At 64.2% G+C, this 19,416-nt stretch carries 18 protein-coding genes; 14 read left to right on the top strand and 4 right to left on the bottom strand.

The window, feature by feature from the left end; genetic code table 11:
* The first annotated feature begins 6 nt into the window (after window positions 1–6).
* On the top strand, window positions 7–1,641 hold the full coding sequence (locus P9A17_RS26065) for an AMP-binding protein (RefSeq protein ID WP_278041648.1): 1,635 nt from the start codon (window positions 7–9) through the stop codon (window positions 1,639–1,641).
* A 51-nt stretch (window positions 1,642–1,692) separates the two neighbouring features.
* On the opposite strand, the gene P9A17_RS26060 is transcribed toward P9A17_RS26065, so the two are convergent.
* Window positions 1,693–2,106 (bottom strand): nuclear transport factor 2 family protein, encoded by a 414-nt coding sequence (locus P9A17_RS26060; protein ID WP_278041647.1) that lies wholly within the window; start codon window positions 2,104–2,106, stop codon window positions 1,693–1,695.
* A gap of 60 nt (window positions 2,107–2,166) precedes the next feature.
* Window positions 2,167–2,616 carry a pyridoxamine 5'-phosphate oxidase family protein gene (locus tag P9A17_RS26055; protein WP_278041646.1) on the bottom strand — a complete coding sequence of 150 codons (450 nt, stop codon included), beginning with the start codon at window positions 2,614–2,616 and terminating at the stop codon, window positions 2,167–2,169.
* Window positions 2,617–2,796: 180 nt separating this feature from the next.
* Here P9A17_RS26055 and P9A17_RS26050 point away from each other — a divergent pair, with 180 nt between their 5' ends.
* Window positions 2,797–3,681, top strand: coding sequence for a mycofactocin-coupled SDR family oxidoreductase (locus P9A17_RS26050; protein ID WP_278041645.1), 885 nt, complete (start codon window positions 2,797–2,799; stop codon window positions 3,679–3,681).
* Window positions 3,682–3,684: 3 nt separating this feature from the next.
* Here the strand turns inward: P9A17_RS26050 and P9A17_RS26045 are convergent, their stop codons facing one another.
* Both P9A17_RS26045 and P9A17_RS26040 read right to left on the bottom strand, forming a co-directional pair.
* On the bottom strand, window positions 3,685–4,878 hold the full coding sequence (locus P9A17_RS26045; RefSeq protein ID WP_278041644.1) for an acetyl-CoA C-acetyltransferase: 1,194 nt from the start codon (window positions 4,876–4,878) through the stop codon (window positions 3,685–3,687).
* On the bottom strand, window positions 4,875–5,378 hold the full coding sequence (locus P9A17_RS26040) for a MaoC/PaaZ C-terminal domain-containing protein (protein WP_278041643.1): 504 nt from the start codon (window positions 5,376–5,378) through the stop codon (window positions 4,875–4,877). Before P9A17_RS26040 ends, P9A17_RS26045 begins: the two co-directional genes overlap by 4 nt.
* Window positions 5,379–5,466: 88 nt before the next feature.
* Between P9A17_RS26040 and P9A17_RS26035 the strand changes: the two genes are divergently transcribed.
* From P9A17_RS26035 to P9A17_RS25980, 12 genes are all read left to right on the top strand, one after another.
* Window positions 5,467–6,738 carry a MaoC family dehydratase N-terminal domain-containing protein gene (locus P9A17_RS26035; RefSeq protein ID WP_278041642.1) on the top strand — a complete coding sequence of 424 codons (1,272 nt, stop codon included), beginning with the start codon at window positions 5,467–5,469 and terminating at the stop codon, window positions 6,736–6,738.
* Window positions 6,726–8,339: a class I adenylate-forming enzyme family protein gene (locus P9A17_RS26030; protein WP_278041641.1), complete on the top strand. Its 1,614-nt coding sequence runs from the start codon at window positions 6,726–6,728 to the stop codon at window positions 8,337–8,339. Before P9A17_RS26035 ends, P9A17_RS26030 begins: the two co-directional genes overlap by 13 nt.
* A 6-nt stretch (window positions 8,340–8,345) precedes the next feature.
* Window positions 8,346–9,473, top strand: a complete 1,128-nt coding sequence (locus tag P9A17_RS26025; protein ID WP_278041640.1) for an acyl-CoA dehydrogenase family protein — start codon at window positions 8,346–8,348, stop codon at window positions 9,471–9,473.
* 5 nt (window positions 9,474–9,478) lie between these two features.
* Window positions 9,479–10,963: an aldehyde dehydrogenase family protein gene (locus P9A17_RS26020; protein WP_278041758.1), complete on the top strand. Its 1,485-nt coding sequence runs from the start codon at window positions 9,479–9,481 to the stop codon at window positions 10,961–10,963.
* A 14-nt stretch (window positions 10,964–10,977) separates the two neighbouring features.
* On the top strand, window positions 10,978–12,204 hold the full coding sequence (locus P9A17_RS26015) for an acyl-CoA dehydrogenase family protein (protein ID WP_278041639.1): 1,227 nt from the start codon (window positions 10,978–10,980) through the stop codon (window positions 12,202–12,204).
* Entirely contained in the window at window positions 12,201–12,977 is a 777-nt protein-coding gene (locus P9A17_RS26010) for an enoyl-CoA hydratase/isomerase family protein (RefSeq protein ID WP_278041638.1), read from the top strand. Before P9A17_RS26015 ends, P9A17_RS26010 begins: the two co-directional genes overlap by 4 nt.
* 206 nt (window positions 12,978–13,183) lie before the next feature.
* Window positions 13,184–13,906 (top strand): GntR family transcriptional regulator, encoded by a 723-nt coding sequence (locus tag P9A17_RS26005; protein ID WP_278041637.1) that lies wholly within the window; start codon window positions 13,184–13,186, stop codon window positions 13,904–13,906.
* A gap of 105 nt (window positions 13,907–14,011) precedes the next feature.
* On the top strand, window positions 14,012–14,749 hold the full coding sequence (fabG, locus tag P9A17_RS26000) for a 3-oxoacyl-ACP reductase FabG (RefSeq protein WP_278041636.1): 738 nt from the start codon (window positions 14,012–14,014) through the stop codon (window positions 14,747–14,749).
* 153 nt (window positions 14,750–14,902) lie between these two features.
* A complete protein-coding gene (locus tag P9A17_RS25995; RefSeq protein WP_278041635.1) occupies window positions 14,903–16,090 on the top strand; it encodes an acyl-CoA dehydrogenase family protein in 1,188 nt (395 codons plus the stop codon).
* A 338-nt stretch (window positions 16,091–16,428) separates the two neighbouring features.
* Window positions 16,429–17,187, top strand: a complete 759-nt coding sequence (locus tag P9A17_RS25990; protein WP_278041757.1) for an ABC transporter permease — start codon at window positions 16,429–16,431, stop codon at window positions 17,185–17,187.
* On the top strand, window positions 17,184–18,041 hold the full coding sequence (locus P9A17_RS25985) for an ABC transporter permease (protein ID WP_278041634.1): 858 nt from the start codon (window positions 17,184–17,186) through the stop codon (window positions 18,039–18,041). Before P9A17_RS25990 ends, P9A17_RS25985 begins: the two co-directional genes overlap by 4 nt.
* A gap of 4 nt (window positions 18,042–18,045) precedes the next feature.
* A complete protein-coding gene (locus tag P9A17_RS25980) occupies window positions 18,046–19,416 on the top strand; it encodes an MCE family protein (protein WP_278041633.1) in 1,371 nt (456 codons plus the stop codon).

Below are 19,416 nucleotides of genomic sequence, written 5' to 3'. Positions count from 1 at the left end.
TTCTGAATGACATTGCAGGCCAGCGGGTGGACGTCCGCCAGCCAGGATACGACGCTGGGCATTCTGCGCCGGGCGGTCGAACACGCGCCTGACACCACATTCCTCGATTTCGTGGGGACACAGACCAGCTACGCAGAGTTCTTCGCCCGCACGATGCGGATGGCGCATGGTCTGATCGAGCACGGTGTCGGTCCGAACACGACCGTGATCACTCTGTTGGACAACAACATTGACGCGGTAGTGGCCTGGTTCGCCGTTAACGCCGCCGGCGGGATCAACGTGCCCGTCAACACCGCCTACAAGGGTGAGTTCTTGCGCCACCAGATCGTCGATTCCGGCGCCTCGCTGGTTATCGCCGAAGCGGATTACGCGCAGCGGGTTTTGGCGGTGGCGGATGGATTGCCCGATGTGAAAAGGCTGTTCGTACGCGGCTTGGACGACAGTGCGTCCACGCTCGGCGCGGCGGGGTTGCACGTCGCCGACCTGGTCGATCTCTACACCGACGACGGCAGTGACACCGGCTACTCGCCGGACCCGAGTGATCTCACCAACCTGATCTACACCGCTGGCACCACTGGGCCATCTAAAGGGTGCATGGTGAGCCACAATTACGCCCATAACTTGGCCCGTCAGTGCAATGCCAGCTCCGGGCGGCGCCCCGGCGAGACGATTTGGACACCGCTACCGCTTTTCCACCTCAACGCCACCGTGACCAGTGTGCTGACGAGCGCCATGCTGGCCAGCACCGCAAGTCTGTATCCGCGGTTTTCGGTATCAGGGTTCTGGGACGACATCGAGCGCAGTGGTGCGCGAATGGTCAGTCTGCTGGGTGCCACCATCCCGCTGATCGCGCAAATGCCCGAGAATGACGCAATGCAGCGCTGCCGCGGCCAGATTCGCGTCGCCTATGGGGCTCCATTCCCCGCGGACCTGGTGAAGATCTGGCGCACACGTTTCGGTGTGGAGGTGGCAGGGGCGCCCGGATATGGCTTGACTGAGGCGAGTCTTATGGTGTCGGGGCCACTGTCGGCAGATCCGGTGCCTAATGCCAGTGGCCGCCGCAATGAGGACTTCGACGTGCGGATCGTCGATGACAGTGACAACGAGATCCCAGCCGGCGAGGTGGGGGAGATCATTTGCCGTCCGCTGCGACCGCACGTGATGTTCGAGGGGTATTGGCGTCGCCCCGAGTCGACGGCAGCGACGATGCGTAATTTATGGTTCCACACCGGCGATATGGGCAAGTTCGACTCCGACGGAAACTTTTATTTCGTCGACCGCAAGAAGGACTATCTGCGTCGGCGCGGAGAGAACATCTCGTCGTACGAGATGGAGTACACGCTGCTGCGTCACGACGAGATCGCTGAGGTCGCTGTGCATGCAGTCCTCAGCGATCTGACCGAGGACGACGTGAAGGTCACCGCAGTGCGCACCGCGGGCTCGACGCTGACTGAAGAGGCGTTGTGCCGCTGGTGTATTGAGCACATGCCGTATTTCGCAGTGCCACGCTACATCGAATTCCGCGAGGAGCTACCCAAGAATCCGGTGGGCCGCGTGCTTAAATATCAGCTGCGCGACGAGGGTCGCACGCCGTCGACCTGGGACCGCGACGAGTCCGACATCACCTTGGCGAAGAGATAACCTCTGCTTCGACCGCCGAGCACGTATGCGCTCGGCGGTCGAAGCGGTGGACTAGGACGCCAGTTTAGGGATGTCGACGCGTCCGACCACGGCGATCGACTGCCTGGCGATGCGCCAAACCCCATCTACGCGGGCCAGTTGCCAGTCGTAGTCGACAGAGCTGATGTTGCGCTTAAACAAGACGAGCATTTTCATTCGAGCAGAAGCACGGTCGGGGCCGTCGAACGTTGAGTAGATGCTCGTCGAATGATGGGCGACTGCGCGAGGCGCGCCTTCATAGAAGGACAGCAGCTCGGCGGGCCCCGTGTAGGTATGCCCATAAACCGCCTCGGCGTCGAACACCCCGTCGGCGGTGAACAATTCGACGACCTTCGGCCAATCGTTCTGGTCGCAGAGTTCGACGTAGCGGGCGGACAGTTCTTGAATCTCGATCTTGTCCGCCAGCGAGCGTTCGGTTTCAGACATCAGTCGCCTTTCGTTGTTTCGTGAACATCCTGACTTACAGGTTTTTCGGTCATCGACGTCTCATCGCCGGATCCGGCTGTTATCCCACGAGATCGGGGATACGACCGGTGTCAGGCAGATGACTGCCGACGTGCGGGAGTAATGGCGCATCGTGGCCGGGGGCGCGTCGTCGCCGAGGCCTCGGCCGCGATACTTAACAGCGCGCGCCGCCATGACCCGGGCCGCCAGTAGATCGTCAGCAACGATCGTCGCGAGCGCCCTCATCGAAACTGCCCTCAGCTCTGCCCACCGCTCACCTGACTCAACCAGGAACCCAACGCGGTTGTCGCGCAAGATTCGCCGGCACTTAGCGCTCGTGCGAGCAGTGCGGAGATAGATCTTGCGGTCGAGGGCGACGAACCAGACGGGCAGTGGCACCGCAAAGCCGTCCGGGCTCACCGTTGTGAGTATTCCGGTTAGAGATTCTTCGAGGAGGGCCCAGACCTCGTCTTCGGACAGCGCGACGCCCACGTTGCTCACCTCCCTGTGGTTACCCCAGCGACTCTCATCAATACGTTTTAACATATAGCGTTAAAGAGGATGCAGTGCGCGGGGGTCGATGCAATCCGACATCGGCAGCGGCACGACGTGCGTATATAAATAGATGAATATTATGTTGATTAATTCGGTAGTTCCACTACCATCGTCGCCATGAGCCCTGTCTCTTCGATGCCTGCCGATGTCCCTACAAACCGCTCGGACGGAAGTCTCGCCGGCCGCGTCGCGCTCATCACCGGCGCCGCCCGCGGGCAGGGTCGTAGTCACGCGGTCCGATTGGCCGCCGAGGGTGCCGACATCGTCCTCATCGACGCGTGCGCCGACCTGGAGACGGTCGCCTACCCCATGCCGACGCCGCGCGATCTCGCCGACACTGCGGCGCTCGTCGAAGCAGCCGGTCGACGCGCCGTCACCGCGGTCGCCGATGTGCGCGACCTAGCGGGTCTGACTTCGGCGGTGGACGCGGCCGTCGAGAGGTTGGGGCGACTCGACATTGTCGTGGCCAATGCCGGCATCGCCTCGTACGCCAAGGGATCGGTGATGACCGACGATCAGTGGACGGAGATGATCGACGTCAATCTGACGGGGGTGTGGCGGACCTACCGAGCCTGTATCGGCCACCTCCAGCGATCGGGTAGCGGCGGGTCAATCATCTTCACCAGTTCGGTCGCCGGGTTGCGAGGCATTGCGAATGCGGCGCACTACGGAGCGGCCAAACACGGACTCGTCGGCCTGATGCGGGTCCTGGCCTTAGAGCACGGCGCGGAACGCATCCGCGTGAACACCATCCATCCCACCACGGTCGACACCGGCATGGTCGACAACGACGCGACCCGCGAACTATTCCTCCCGAATCCAGACCGGCCCAGGACCCAGGAGGCGTTTGAGCGGGTCGCCCAAACGCTAAACGTCTTGCCGGTGCCGTGGATTCAGCCGGAGGTCGTCAGCGACCTAGTCGCGTTCCTGGTTTCCGATGCCGGCCAGTTCATCACTGGCGCGGCCATCCCGGTCGATGCCGGGATGACCGCGCGCTGGTAGCGCTTAGGCGCCTTCAAAAATCGCGGCGAGCCCTTGGCCGCCGCCAATGCACATCGTTTCCAAACCGAGTCCGCCGCCGCGGCGGCGTAACTCGTGCAGCATGGTGGTTAGCATTCGAACGCCAGTCGCCCCGATCGGGTGTCCGAGGGAAATCCCCGATCCGTTGACGTTGACTCGGTCTTCATCGAACCACTGCCATTCCTCGAAAACCGCGAGGACCTGTGCGGCGAAGGCTTCGTTGATTTCGACAAGGGCAACGTCATTCCAGCCCAACCCGGTGCGGCTGAACAGCTTAGCGACCGCTCCCACAGGACCCAGGCCCATCGTCGCCGGCTCGCAACCCACGGCGGCCCAGTCGACGAGGTATCCAAGAGGGGAGGCGTCGAGGTCGGTAAGGATGTCTTCGGCGACGACTAGGCAGCTGGCTGCTGCGTCGTTCTGCTGACTGGAGTTGCCTGCTGTCACCGTGCCGTCGGCAAGCAAAGTGCGCAGACCCGCGAGGGTCTCCACAGTGGTGCCCGGACGGATGCCCTCATCACGCGATAACGTCGTCGACCCCTTACGGTCTAGCACCTCAACAGAGACCACTTCTTCATCGAAATGACCATTCTCCCAAGCTGTTATGGCGCGCCGGTGGCTGCGAACGGCGAACTCGTCGGAACGATTGCGGCTAATGCCGTAGCGTTGCGCCAGGTTCTCGGCAGTTTCGACCATGCCGGAGATGCGGCCGAAACGCCATTCTGGCTGGGACCGTTCGCGGCCGCGATCGAGCCGGTCGTGCAGCACGGCAGGCCCTGCGCGCTTACCCCACCGCATGTCGGTGGAGTAATGCTCGATGTTGCTCATGCTTTCGACGCCGCCCGCCACCACCACATCCGCAGCGCCGGTCTGCACCATCATGGCGGCGGTGAGGACGGCCTGCAGCCCGCTGCCGCACCGTCTGTCGATCTGCAGGCCCGGCGTGTCGACGGGCAGTCCAGCGTCCAAGGCCGCCCACCGGCCTATGCACGGTGCTTCCGAGTTGGCGTAGGACTGCGCGATGACGACGTCGTCGATGCGCGCCGGATCGACGCCCGAGCGTGCCACGGTCGCCTTGATCGCCGTGGCTATCAGCGCGGTAGCCGGTAGTGGCCGCAGCGCGCCACCGAAGGCTCCGACTGGCGTGCGGACCGGAGCCACGATCGCGGCGCGCCTCACAAGCCGACCTGAGCGCTCGCGGCGCGCACCATCACGTCGATATGACCGCGCTGCACCACTTCGCCACGCTGATTGAGGATTTCGAAATGCCGGCCAACCACCCCACGGTCACCCCGGCTCGTGCGCCGCACCTCGGTGATGGTGAGGCGGAAGCTGACGGTGTCGCCGATGAAGACTGGCGCGACGAATGTCCAGTCCCGGATGCCGAGCATGGCGATCGCACTGCCGCTGAACAGACCGGTGCGATCCAGTTGGCCGGTCATCATTGACAGCACGAGAAGTCCGTAGACGACACGCTGCCCATAGGGGGTGTCCGCAGCGAACTCGACATCGGTGTGGATGGGATTGAAGTCTCCGCTGAGTCCTGCGAAGCCGACGACATCGGTTTCAGTGATAGTGCGGGCGGGTCCGGTGAACGTGTCGCCGACGGCGAGGTCCTCGAGGTATTTCGCTTGCATGACGTCGTATTCGTGCGCCTGACCGTCAAGTGCGCGGCGCACTCTCCTTTCCAGATAGATGACAGGGGTGTCGTCGATAGGATACAAATCGATGTAACATTGATCTAGTTATCGCGCGGAAGGCTGGGGCATGACCACTACAAGTGAGCCGGAGACGAGTTCCGGGGAGTCGGAGTTCGGCAAACTGACGGCGGCGGGTCTGCAGGCGTTCCGCGGCAAGATCGGTGTCGACTGGCCCTACAACCGGTGGACGACATGGAACGAGGTCGCCACCCGCGACGGTATTCGCCACTACGCGAACGGCTTTGGTGACGACAATCCGTTGTGGTGCGATCCGACCTACGCCGAAAATACCCGCTGGGGTGGGATCGTGGCTCCGCCAGGGTTTCTGGAGGGCGCGGGCTTGACACCGAAGGTCACGACGTCGCCGGAGATGCGGGCCGCGGGCAAGGGCGCCCTCTCCGGTGTGCACATGTTCTGGGCCGGTGACCACATCCGCTACTTTCAGCCCATCCGCGAGGGCGACCGGATCTGGGTACGCCGCTTCTATGTCGACATCAAGGAGAAGGAGCGGTCTCGATTCGGCGGACGTTCGGCGGTGTCGGTGCGCCGTCGGGTGTACTGGAACGATGCTGGCGAGCTGATCGCCATCTGGGATGCCGACTTCGTTCACACCGAACGAGAGGCGGCGGCCAAACGCAACACCGAGAGTAAGCCGATGGAACAGCACCAGTACAGCGACGAAGAGCTGGCCGTCGTCGACGCACACTACGCGCAGGAGACTGTCCGCGGCGCGGAGAAGCGCTACGTCGAGGACGTAGCGATCGGCGACTCGTTCACACCACGCTATCGGGGACCGATGGTGACCGGTGACGTCATTGCGTGGCTGCAGGGGAACGGCCGCCACGAGATCTATCCGTACAGATTGAACTGGCGCAACCGGCAGCGGATGGGTGGCTTCTACTCCCGCAACGAATTCGGTGCGTGGGACTCGGCCATGCGAGTGCACTGGGACGACGACTACGCGCGCTCAGTCGGTGCCCGTCGCGCCTACGACTACGGAATGCTGCGCAACGCATGGTTGATGCACGCGGTCACCGACTGGATGGGCGACGATGCCCTCATCGTCGCGGTAGATGATCGGGTGACCGGGTTCAACACGCTCGGCGATCTGACCAAGATCACCGGGAAGGTCACCGACATCACGCAGTCCTCGACAAACCCGGAGGTGGTGTGCACGCTGGAATGCCACAACCAATTCGGTGACCGCACTGCCTACGGGTCGGTGCACGTGCGTCTTCCTTCTCGTGAACACGGTCTTCCCGAATATCCGACGGCGCCCGCCGACCACGGCCTGCTGCCGGGAATGCCTGTGCCCGAGGAGGGGCCGTGGGCCCGCTAGGCGAGTGGACACCCGATGGATCACTGGCCAAGCTCCTGCAGTGGCGCGTTGAGGAGGCTCCCGAGCACGAGTTTCTCTACGTCGAAGATGACGGCCCGTGGTCTTATGGCAGGATCGCTGACGAAGCCGTCCGGTTGCGCGACCAACTGCATGTGCACGGCGTGTCCCGGGGCGACCTGGTTGTCGTGCGGGTCGGCAACGACGAACGTTTCGTTGCTGCCGCTTTCGGAGTGTGGTTGCTCGGCGGCGGTGTCATCGCCGTGCACCCGTCGGCTCCCGCGTCTGACATCGTCAGTGTGGCGGCGTCAATGCGCGCCGAAGCGGTCATCGCCGACCCGCGCGACAGCGCCGCGGGGGCCGCGGGACTACCCGTCGTCGCTTCTGCGCGATTCTCTACCGGTCGGCGCCGGGGATCCAGAGAGGCGGGCGCCTTCACGGCGCCGGCGGACATCGCAGGAACGAGCATCGCCCTGGTATTGCTGACTTCGGGCTCGACAGGCAAACCCAAAGGCGTCGCGCTCTCACACGATGGCGCCTGGGCGAACCTGCGCTCCACTGTGTCGGCGTTCCGCACCGACACCCGCCCATCGGGGCTTCCGGAATCACCCAAACCGCCCAACCTGATCGCCAATCCGTTATCGCACACGGCCGGAGTGGTGCGCCTGCTGTTCGCGCTGTATGTCGGGCGTTCGGTCGCGCTGCTGCGGAAATTCGACGGCGTCACCGCCCAGCGGCTCATCGAGCGGCACGGTATCGACAACCTGACCATTAACCCGGCGATGATGCGCATCCTGCTCGACGCGCTGCCCCCGGGCGAGCGCCTCGGCGGGGTCCGCTACGTGTCCTCGGGGACCGCGCCGCTGCCTGCGGCGCTGCGTGAGGAGTTCGAGAGCCGCTTCGACGTGCCAGTGCTGCAAGCCTATGGTCAGACCGAGGCGTTCGGCGGCATCGCCATCGAGAGCGTCAAAGATGTGCTCAGCGGACGACGCCGGCCCGGATCGGTCGGAAAGCCGTTGCCCGGGGTGGAATTACGCATCGTCGATTCGTCCGGCACCGACGTCGCCGACGGCGGCTCGGTAGGAGAGCTGTGGGTGCGTACCAAATCGACGACATCGGGGTACCTGGGGTCCAGCGATAGTTCCCCCGTGGACGTCGACGGGTGGCTGCGGACCGGTGATCAGGGCCGCCTCGACTCCGACGGCTATCTGTACATCACCGGACGCCTTAAGAACATCATCATCTGCGGCGGCTTCAACATCGTCCCCGAGGAGATCGAGGCGGCGCTCATCGAGGAGGAAAGTGTTCGTGAGGCAGTCGTTCTCGGAATAGCGGACACGCGGCTGGGGGAGGTTCCGGTGGCCGTCGTGGAAAGCCAAGTCGATTCGGCCGCACTGCTGGCCCGGGTCGCCGACCGCCTGGCCCCTTACAAGCGGCCACGGCAGCTCTTCTGCGTCGAGCGCCTTCCCCGAGTGCCCAACGGCAAGGTCGACCGGCCCGCCGTCGCCGCTATGGCCCGCGAACTCGCGACCCCCGACGGTGATCAGCGGCGACAACTTCCCGGGGTATCGGGCACTGGACAGCATGTTCCGGCAAATGATTGAGCGAGGTTGAGGTGCACCATTTCCACTGACGAGCACGATGAGCTGCGCAGCACCGCGCGCCGGTTCTTCGAGAAGAACTCGCCCGAAGAAGTTGTGCGGGCGACGATGGAATCCAGTCCGGCCTTCGATCGCGCACTTTGGCAGGCGATGTCCGATCAACTCGGCCTTCCGGCCATACTCGTGCCGGAAGAGTTCGGCGGCGCCGGCTTCGGATTCGGCTTCGCGGCGCTGGTGATGGAGGAGCTGGGCCGCGCCCTGGTGTGCGCACCATTTCTGTCCACCGCGGTCATCGCGGTGGAGGCGCTCGTGGCCAGCGAGGATGCCGTAAACGGCGGGGAAATGCTGTCGGCCATCGCCGAAGGGTCACTGCTGGTCGCCGTCGCCTTCACCGACAAACACGGTCACCTCGAGGCCACGCAGGACGACGCCGACGGCGTTCGGGCCCGGCATCTCGGCGACGGGTGGGCGCTGACCGGCGTACGCCAGTTCGTGATCGACGCCGCCGTGGCCGACGTCCTTCTCGTACTCGCAGAGACCGACGGCGGTTGGAGCCTGTTCAGGGTCCCGGCCAGCGGCACCGGCGTAACGATCGAAACGTTAGACACTCTCGACCTGACGCGCGGCCAGGCGCACGTACACTTCGACGACGCCCCCGCGCAACTGGTCGGTGAGGCCGGCCGGGGCCACGACTATGCCAAGCGCGCGCTGACCGCCGGATTGGTCGGTATCGCCGCCGAACAGGTCGGCGGAGCACGCCGGGCGATGGAGATGAGCGTCGACTACGCCAAGGTGCGCGAGCAATTCGGGCGGCCGATCGGATCCTTCCAGGCAATCAAGCACAAGTGCGCCGACATGTTGATGGGCGTCGAATCGGGGACCTCAGCCGTGCATGCCGCCGCCCTTGCTATCGAGGAAGGATCAGCGGAATCAGCGCTGCTGGCGAGCCTCGCCAAGGCGTATTGCTCGGACGCGTATTGCCAGGTAGCGGCAGAGAACATTCAGGTCCACGGCGGCATCGGTTTCACCTGGGAACATCCTGCCCACCTGTACTTCCGGCGAGCAAAGAGCACGCGAGTGCTGTTCGGCGACCCCGTGTACCACCGTGAACGAATTCTTCAGGAGCTTGGGCTGTGAGCACGATGACGAAAGAATCCAGCACTGATCTGCGACAGGCGGCGATCGCCGCACTCCCCTCGGGCTCGGTCCTGGTCAACGGCCAGCCCGTGGCAGGATCCGGTGCTGCGTGCACCCACATCGACCCCGCCAACGGTGACGTGCTCCGTACATGGACATTGGCGGGCGCATCCGACGTCGAACTTGCTGTCGATACAGCCGCGTCGGCGCAACCGGCCTGGGCGGCTGCGCGCCCCGCTGCCCGGCGTGACGCGCTGATCGCCGTCGCGTCGGCGATCACCGAATCTACCGATCTGCTGGCGGCGCTGGTCTCGGTGGAGATGGGGATGCCGCTCAAGGCGTCGCGGGCCGGAGTGCAAGCCGCGGCCGAATGGTTCAGCCATTACGCCGGCTACGCCGACAAGATCGAAGGGCTGGCCCCCACCGTCGGACATCCGGGCAGAGTGCTCGACTACACCCGCCGCGTCCCCTACGGTGTCGTCGCCGCAATCATTCCCTGGAACGGCCCCGTCATGGCCCTGGCACTCAAGGCCGCCCCGGCGCTGGCGGCAGGAAACGCGGTGGTCCTCAAACCATCTGAGGTGGCACCGTTTTCGAGCTTGGCCTTTGGGGCACTGGCATCAGCTGCGGGGTTGCCCGCGGGACTACTCAACGTCGTCGCCGGCGGCGCCGAAGTCGGCTCCGCGCTATGCGCCCACGACAGCATCGGTCTGATCTCCTTCACCGGAGGCTCGACCGGGGGCCGGGCAGTCGCCGAGGCGGCTGCCGCCCGCCACGTGCCGACGATTCTGGAGCTGGGTGGCAAGTCCGCCTCGCTGGTGTTTGCCGACGTCGACGTCGATCGGACTGCCAAAGTCGCGGCAATCCTGGGGACCGCGCAGAACAGCGGTCAGGGGTGTTTCCTGCCGACGCGGTTGCTCGTTGAGCGCCCGATCTATGACGATGTCGTCGACGGTGTGGTCGCTGCCGCAGCAAAACTGCGGCTGGGCAACCCTTTTGAGCCGAACACGAATATGGGTCCGGTCGTCAACGCCGCCGCCAGAGATCGCATCCTTTCGGTCATCACCGCCGCGCGGGAACGTGGGGACGGCCGACTGGTCTACGGCGGGGCACCTGCACAAGGATTCGATGCCGGCAGCTATCTCGAACCGACCGTATTCGCCGATGTCGATCCGATGAGTCCACTGGCACAAGAGGAGATCTTCGGGCCTGTGCTGAGCATCATCCCGTTCGACGGCGAGGATGACGCCGTGCGGATCGCCAATGGCACCCGCTACGGGCTGGCCGGCTATGTCTGGACCTCCGACCTCGGGCGCGCCCACCGCGTCGCCGACGCCCTCGATGCGGGCAACGTATCAATCAACGGGATGTCGTCGCTTCCCGCAGAGGCTCCATTCGGAGGGTGGAAGGCCAGCGGGTACGGAGTCGAAGGCAGCCGAGCGGGTCTCGACGAATACCTGCGCACCAAGAATGTGCACGTCCAGTGGTAGGCGAGGAGACGCAAATGGACGAAGTGCTCGCGTTCACCACTACTGACGCCGAGCGGGCCTTCGCCCTCTCGGCAATCGAGTTCCTGTCCAGCCACCGCGACCGTCGGATCGCCCGAAACCTGGCCTGGGGCAAGGGGCCAGAGCACTTGACTCTCTTTCACGAGAGCAGCGACGCCGAAGAGCGCGCCGAGGCTGACGAGGCGATGGCATGGCAGCGTGATCGCTGGAGAGCCGGATTCGGCTGGATCACCGGGCCACACGAGTTCGGGGGTCGCGGATTGCCGCAATCGTTTGACCGACTCTACCGGCAAGTAGAGTCGCTGTTCGACGTCCCCGATCCGAGTCCACTGCGCATCGGGATCGGCACGGTCGGGCCTGCGCTCGTGGCCGCAGGCCAGCCGGAGCAGATTCAGCGATGGGCCGTGCCGATCTACCGCGGCGAACTCATTGCATGCCAACTGTTTTCCGAACCGGCAGCGGGATCGGACCTCGCCGGGGTGCGTAGCCGCGCAGTCGCCGACGGCGACGGCTGGCGGCTCAACGGCCAGAAGGTCTGGACTTCGAACGCGCAGATTGCAGACTTCGGGTTGGCCCTGGCGCGAACCGATCCCAGCGCCGCCAAGCACGCCGGGCTGACGATGTTCGTGGTTCCCATGGACGCGGCAGGGGTGGTGATCCGCCCTCTGCGCCAGATGACGGGTGGTGCGAGTTTCACCGAGGTGTTCCTCGACGACGTCGTGGTGACCGCCGAAGCCGTCGTGGGAGCGGTCGGTTCGGGGTGGAAAGTGGCCACAGGTGCGCTCGCCGGTGAACGCAAGGCAGTCGGAGACCGTACGCACGAGATCACCGACCGAGCGGTGGGCATGCTGCGGGAACTGGCAGTACGGGAGGGAGCTATGTCGGACCCGCACGTGCGACAGCACTTCTCGCAGGTGTATTCGACGCTGCGCATCGCCCGGTTCCAGCAGCAACGCGTTCAAGCCATCCCCGACGCGCAACTATCTGGCGCCGAACGGGCGATCGACAAATTGATGGTGTCATCCAACCTGCGCGCGATCGGCGAGGTGGCGGCAGAGGTCCTGGGACCCAAACTCGCGGCCGACACCGGCGAATGGGGCACGTTCGGGTGGAACAAATGGATCATGGGCGCCATGGGGTATCGCATCGCGGGCGGAACTGAGGAGATTCTGAAAACCATGCTGGCCGAACGAGTGTTGTCTTTGCCGAGGGAGCCGCGATGACCGCGCAATTTGAGACGGTGGAGTTCGAGATCGGCGACGATCACGTCGCTACCATCACGTTGAACCGCCCCGAGGTGATGAATTGTTTCAACCAGCAGATGCTCGATGAGTTCGGCGAGATCTGGCGGATCTGCCGAACCAACGACGACATCCGCGTGGTGGTGCTGCGGGCTGCCGGGGAACGCGCTTTCTCTACCGGCGTGGACCGCAAGCAGGGCCGCTACATCCATCCCAATCAGTGGAGCGCCGACGATCCGGGATTCTGGTTGGGCGCCAAGCAGAATCGCGTGTGGAAGCCGCTGATCCTGGCGATCCACGGCATGTTCGCCGGGGGTGCGTTCTACTGGATGAACGAGTGCGACGTCGCCATCTGTTCTGAAGATGCCACCTTCTTCGACCCGCACACCACCTACGGCATGGCCTCTGCGCTGGAACCGGCGGGACTGGTCCGCCGAATCCCGTTCGGCGAGGTCATGCGCATCGCACTGTTCGGCAACGACGAGCGAGTCAGCGCCACACGCGCATTAACCATCGGCCTTGTCACCGAAGTCACTGCGCGTGAGGACCTTTGGAGCCGAGCGCACGTACTGGCGCGGCGGCTGGCCGAAAAGCCAGCGCTCGCGGTGCAGGGAACGGTCAAGGCGGTCTGGGACTCGCTGTCGATGAGCGTGGAAGCGGGCCGGTCCGTTCCGCTGATGTATACCCAGCTGGTCAATGACAAGACCAAGGTCGAGTTCGACTCATCGGCAACTCGATCGTGGGAACTGCGGTAACGAAGGTGTGCGTGTCTATGAACTGCGCGCTGCCAGGCTTTCGAATCGCCAGCGGGCTGGTTTACTAAGGAGATCTTCGCGTGTGGCAAGAGCTGGCTTCCGCGGCAATCGCCGCGCCTTCGACCGAAGGGAGGGAGGGGCCGGAGCAGCGAGCTCCCGTCCCGACGCGCATGGCAAATCCATTGCCGACCGTTCATCTGCCGAAGATGGCTGAGATCGTTGCCGATCACATTCGTCGACAGATCATCTCCGGTGAGCTGGGCGAGGGTGATCCGCTGCCTCCCGAGGATCAACTCATGGGATCTGCGGGGGTGGCCCGCACGACGGTCCGAGAAGCGTTGCGGATCTTGGAGTCCGAGGGCCTGCTGATCGTGCGGCGCGGGGCGGGCGGAGGCGCCCGGATCAAGACCCCGCAGGTCGGCAACGTGGCGCGCTACATCGGGCTGCTGTTGCAAGCTCAGGGCGCCACACTTCGCGATGTCTACGAGGCCCGATTGATGCTGGAAGTACCCGCAGCCGGGCTGCTGGCACGCTCGCAGGACCGCGACCGTACTGTCGCCGCACTTCGGCAAGCGTTGGACGACGAACGGGAAGCGCTCGACGATCCGGTCAAACTCTCACGCGCATCGGGCCGATTCCACCAGCTGATCGTGCAGATGGCGGGATCGCAGACCTTCGACGTGCTGACCGCGGTGTGCAACCGCATCATTCAGGTGCAGGCCGACCGCTACATGGGGTCGCGCGGAGAACCCGCTGAAGTGCGAGAGGCGAGCGGCGCCGCGCACCGCGCGCACCAGCGATTCGTCGACCTCATCGCAGCCGGGGCCGCACAGGACGCCGAGGACCTGTGGCGCAAACATCTGTCCGCTGGCGACACGCACCTGCTGGCAGATCCTGAGATCAACAGTGTGCTCGACCTGCTGCAATGATCCCAACACGGGGCAGTGCTCTGTGCGTAGAGCGTCACGCCGGGCGATAACGCTCTGGGCGTCGGAAATGTCGAATGGTCTTAGTGCGCGAGGATGGGTGAACAGATGTCATTGCTGGCAGGTTGGACCGCCGTGGTCACCGGAGCGGCCCAAGGGCTGGGCTTCGCCATCGCGCAGCGGTTCGTCGAGGAGGGCGCACGGGTCGTACTCGGCGACCTGAACCTGGATGCCACGCAGGTGGCCGCCGAGAAACTCGGCGGCGCCGACGTCGCCCGCGCGGTGCCGTGCGACGTGACGAAGGCCGCCGACGTGGAGGCGCTCGTCGCCGCGGCCGTCGAGTTCGGCGGGCTCGACATCATGATCAACAACGCGGGCATCACCCGTGACGCGACGATGCGCAAGATGACCGAGGACGACTTCGACCAGGTGATCGCCGTGCACCTGAAGGGCACCTGGAACGGACTGCGCGCCGCGGGTGCGGTCATGCGGGAGAACAGGCGCGGCGCGATCGTGAACATGTCGTCGATCTCCGGAAAGGTCGGCATGGTCGGGCAGACCAACTACTCGGCCGCCAAGGCCGGGATCGTCGGCATGACCAAGGCCGCATCCAAGGAGCTCGCCTACCTCGGCGTCCGGGTCAACGCCATCCAGCCCGGTCTCATCCGATCGGCGATGACAGAGGCCATGCCGCAACGCATTTGGGACTCCAAGGTCGCCGAGGTCCCGATGGGACGCGCCGGTGAACCCGACGAGGTCGCCAACGTCGCGCTGTTCCTGGCCTCGGATCTGTCGTCCTACATGACCGGCACCGTCCTCGAGGTCACCGGCGGACGGCACCTCTGACCGCGAGGCCGCGCGGAGTAACGCGGCTGTCCGGTGAGGTGACGACCGCGCCGGATCAATCAACGCCGACGCGTCCCAGAACGGGCACAAATCGCATTAATATGTAGCGTATTATGCACCGAACGGCCCACTGCTAGATAAGGCGGTTCCGCGATGAGCGCCACCCCTGCCAGCTTCTCTACCGGCGGCGATGGCGTTCGAGAACGCATCCGCGAATTTCTTGCCGCGCACCCTCCGCCGAGCCTTCGCGGTCTGAACCGAACCGAACGCGTTGCGGCTCAACGCCGTTGGTCAGCAACGCTGTTCGATAGCGGATTGGCCGGCCCGGCATGGCCGCGACAGTACGGCGGGATGGATCTGACCTTCGCCGAACAGGTCGCCTACCACAGCGAACTTGCGCACCGCCACGTTCCGGGCCATCCCGGCAACGGACCCTCAATCGCAGGGCCGACGCTGATCAGATTCGCCAGTGCCGAGCAGAAAGACCGATTCCTGCCTGCCATGTTGCGTTCCGATGAAGTTTGGGCGCAGGGCTTTTCCGAACCCGGGGCCGGATCGGACCTGCAGTCGCTTCGCACGAGGGCGGTGCGCGACGGCGACCATTACGTCGTGAACGGCACAAAGATCTGGAGCACGTACGCTGAGGACGCAGAAATAATGTTTGCTTTGGTGCGGACCGGACCGAAAGACTCTGGAGCTGCGGGGATCAGCTACCTGCTCATCGACCTTCGCAGCACAGGCGTGACCGTTACCCCGGTGCGCGATATGACCGGCGAATCCCGTTTCAGCCAGGTCTTTTTCGACGAGGTCCGAGTCCCGGTACTTAACCGAATAGGCGAAGAGAACCGAGGGTGGCCGATGGCACGTGCCACGCTGGGCAACGAACGCGCGGTGCGCGCGCTGAGTCAGGCCAGCGCCTACCGGCGCCGAATCGACGAGTTCGCGCAGCTGCTCACCAGCATGGACGGCCTGGGGGATCCAACGGTGCGAGATCGCCTAGCCAGGTGTGAAATGCATGTTCGGATTCTAATGTTCAACGCGGTGCGGGTGGTGGAATCCCTTTCCCACAGGGGAGTTCCCGGCCCCTCATCATCGATCGCCCGGTTGTATCACAGTCTCGTGGAGCAAGAGTTCTACGAGCTGACGGTCGCCGCTCTCGGACAGCCTGGCCACGTTGCCGCCGGGCCCCGAGCCATCCAGGGGGGCCGTTTCCTGAAGGGCTTGCTGCACGCGCGCGGCGCCACGATCGGCGCGGGCACCGCGGAGATACAACGCAACACCATCGCCGAGCAGATCCTCGGCCTGCCGCACGACGCGGGCTCGGCTCCGCCGCAACGCTGAATCGGGCCCCGATCGGGCCGCCACACCCCAATGGGCGGAGGGGTGTGGCGCCGACCACATATAGTCCGTTATAGTCGTTATAATAGTTATCGATTTATTGACACCCCCGGGTGCCGCACCGCAAGGTCGGGCCGCCGCCTTAGGCGCGACGTGCTGTCCACTGCGATGGCGCCGACACGTTGCAGGCGAATGATGCAATCCGCACGGGAGCATCCGTCCGACAGGAAGAGGCCGATGTACCAACGGGACCGAGGTCCGTCCATGGCGTCCACCACAGCAGGAACGCATCGTCGCGACGCCAGCCAAATCGGGGTGCTCCTGTGTCGCCGGTGACCGGCATGGCCAAACCAGTTCGGGCGCTTGGGGAATTCTTCACCATGTCGGTCGAAGTCCTGACGCTTCTGCCGCGGCGACCGTTCGCATGGCGCGAGTTCCTACTCCAATCATGGTTCGTTGCACGGGTTTCCCTACTGCCGACGCTGCTACTGGCGATTCCGTTCACCGTGCTGGCGGTGTTCACCTTCAACTATCTGCTGGTGGAGTTCGGTGCCGCTGACTACTCCGGGGTAGGTGCCGGCGAAGGAACGGTGACCCAGATCGGGCCCATCGTGACCGTTCTCGTGGTCGCCGGCGCTGGCGCCACCGCCATGTGTGCTGACCTGGGGGCACGGACCATCCGCGAAGAGCTCGACGCACTGAGGGTGATGGGCATCAATCCCATTCAGATGCTGGTCGTTCCGCGGGTATTGGCCCTGACTGTCGTGGCGGTATTACTGTCCTCGCTGGTGACGCTGGTGGGAATCTCGGGTGGATTCTTCTTCTCGGTGTTCTTTCAGGATGTCAGCCCCGGAGCATTCGTCTCCTCGCTGACCCTGATCACCGGGATCAGCAAGGTGCTCGTGGCTTGGATCAAAGCGGCCTTATTTGGGATGGCGGCTGGACTGATCGCCTGCTACAAGGGCATCTCGGTGGGCGGCGGACCGGCCGGCGTCGGCAATGCGGTGAATGAGACGGTCATCTACACCTTCGTCGCATTGTTCGCTATCAACATCATCGCCACCGCTGTCAGCGTATCTACGGTCGGGGTCCTCGGATGAGCACCGGAGTCGTTGCGAACAAACGCTTCCCGCGCCTCACACACACGGCGCGCGGATGGCACAACGAAGCCAACCGCGTTGGCGAACAAACACAGTTCTACTTCCGTACCCTGGGGTCGATCGGTGACGCGGTCGTCCACTACAAAGGGGAGACGCTTCGGCTGATCGCCCAAATGGGTTTGGGGACCGGCGCACTCGCCATCATCGGCGGAACCGTGGCTGTCGTCGGTTTTCTCACCATGATGACCGGGGCGTTAGTTGCAGTGCAGGGCTATAACCAGCTCGCCGCGACGAGCGTCGAGGCCCTCACCGGGTTCGCCTCAGCGTTCTTCAACGTCAGACTCATCTCACCGCTGACCGCAGCCATTGCGCTGGCGGCCACCATCGGCGCGGGTGCCACCGCACAGATCGGGGCGATGCGGATTAACGAGGAGATCGACGCTCTTGAGGTGATGGGCATCCGATCGATTGCCTATCTCGCCTCGACACGGGTCGTGGCAGGGGTGATCGTCGTCGTCCCGTTGTACTGCATTGCGATGGTGATGTCGTTCCTGGCAGCACGATTCGGCACCACTGCGATCTATGGCCAATCCACCGGCGTCTACGACCACTACTTCAACACATTCCTCATTCCCATCGACCTCGTATGGTCGTTCCTGCAAGCCGTTGCACTGGCGATTGTGATCATGCTGGTACACACCTACTACGGCTACACCGCCGGCGGTGGGCCGGCCGGCGTGGGCGAAGCAGTGGGCCGGGCAGTGCGCGCATCGCTGGTCGTGTCGGCCGTGGTGATCCTCTTCGTGTCTCTGGCCATCTACGGCCAGACCGGCAACTTCAACATGTCGGGGTAACGCAGTGAATCGTCAAGGAACGAGCCGAATTCCGGCCCTATGGTGGGCCGTGATCCTTGTGGTCGTCGTCGCCCTGCTGATCAGCCTCAGCATGGCCTCATTCCTGGGTAGGTTGCAACGCACGGTACCTGTGCTGCTGACCGCCGACCGGGCTGGCCTGGTCATGGCTACCGGAGCCAAGGTCAAAATGCGCGGTGTGCTCGTCGGCCGCGTCCGCAACATCAGTAATCGTGGCGACGGAGTACACCTCGAGCTGGACATCGATCCCGACCAGGTCCAGTTCATCCCGGCCAACATCGAAGCCGAGATCAAGGCGACCACTGCGTTCGGCACGAAGTTCGTCGATCTCATCTATCCGGAAATCCCTGACAACCAACGTATCTCGGCCGGCCAGATGGTGTATTCGCGCAACGTCAGCACCGAGGTCAATACCGTCTTCGAGACGCTCGTCAACGTGCTCGAGCATGTCGATCCCGAGAAGCTGAACGCAGTCCTGACAGCGTTGGCCGAAGGAGTTCGCGGCCAGGGACAACGCATCGGCGAGGCCACCACAGCGGCCAACGACGTCCTCACTGCCGTCAATGATCGCGCAGACACGGTGGCCCAGAACTGGCGGTCTTTCGGTCAGTTCAGCGATACCTACGCCGCAGCAGCCGACAGCATTCTCTCGACGCTCGATGCCGCGGCCACTACGAGTTCCACCATCTCCGACAATAAGTCGCATTTAGATGCTTTGCTCCTCAACGTCATCGGGCTATCACAAGCCGGGAATGCACTTCTGGGCCCCAACGTGGACACGCTTGTGCGCGCCGTAAACGTGCTAGAACCGACGACTGATCTGTTGATGAAGTACAACCCCATGTACACCTGTCTGCTTGTCGGCTCGAAGTTCTTCCTGGACAACGGTGGTTACGAAACCCGGGGAGGCAACGGCTACTCGTTGATCGTCGACAGCGGGCTACTTTTCGGTGACGACCCCTACCGCTACCCGCAGAACCTGCCGATCGTCGCCGCCAAGGGCGGCCCCGGCGGCAAACCTGGATGCGGATCGCTGCCCGATGTGTCCAAGAACTTCCCGGTGCGCCAGCTGGTTACGAACACCGGGTGGGGGACCGGGCTCGATATCCGGCCCAATCCCGGTATCGGACATCCCTTTTGGATCAACTATTTTCCTGTGACACGCGCAGTGCCCGAGCCGCCCAGTGTTCGCGGCGAGGGTCCCCCCGCGATCGGGCCGGTGCCTTTCCCCGGCGCTCCTCCCTATGGCGCTCCGCTGTATCTTCCCGACGGCACGCCGCTGTACCCGCCCCCGGTCATGCCGGTGCCCCCGCCGGCCCCGCTGCCGGTTCCCGCGCCGACGGATCCGCCGAGGTAG

Source organism: Mycobacterium sp. 236(2023), from assembly GCF_029623955.1.
In the GTDB taxonomy this organism is placed as follows: Bacteria; Actinomycetota; Actinomycetes; order Mycobacteriales; family Mycobacteriaceae; genus Mycobacterium.
This window is presented reverse-complemented; position numbering and strand designations above follow the sequence as displayed.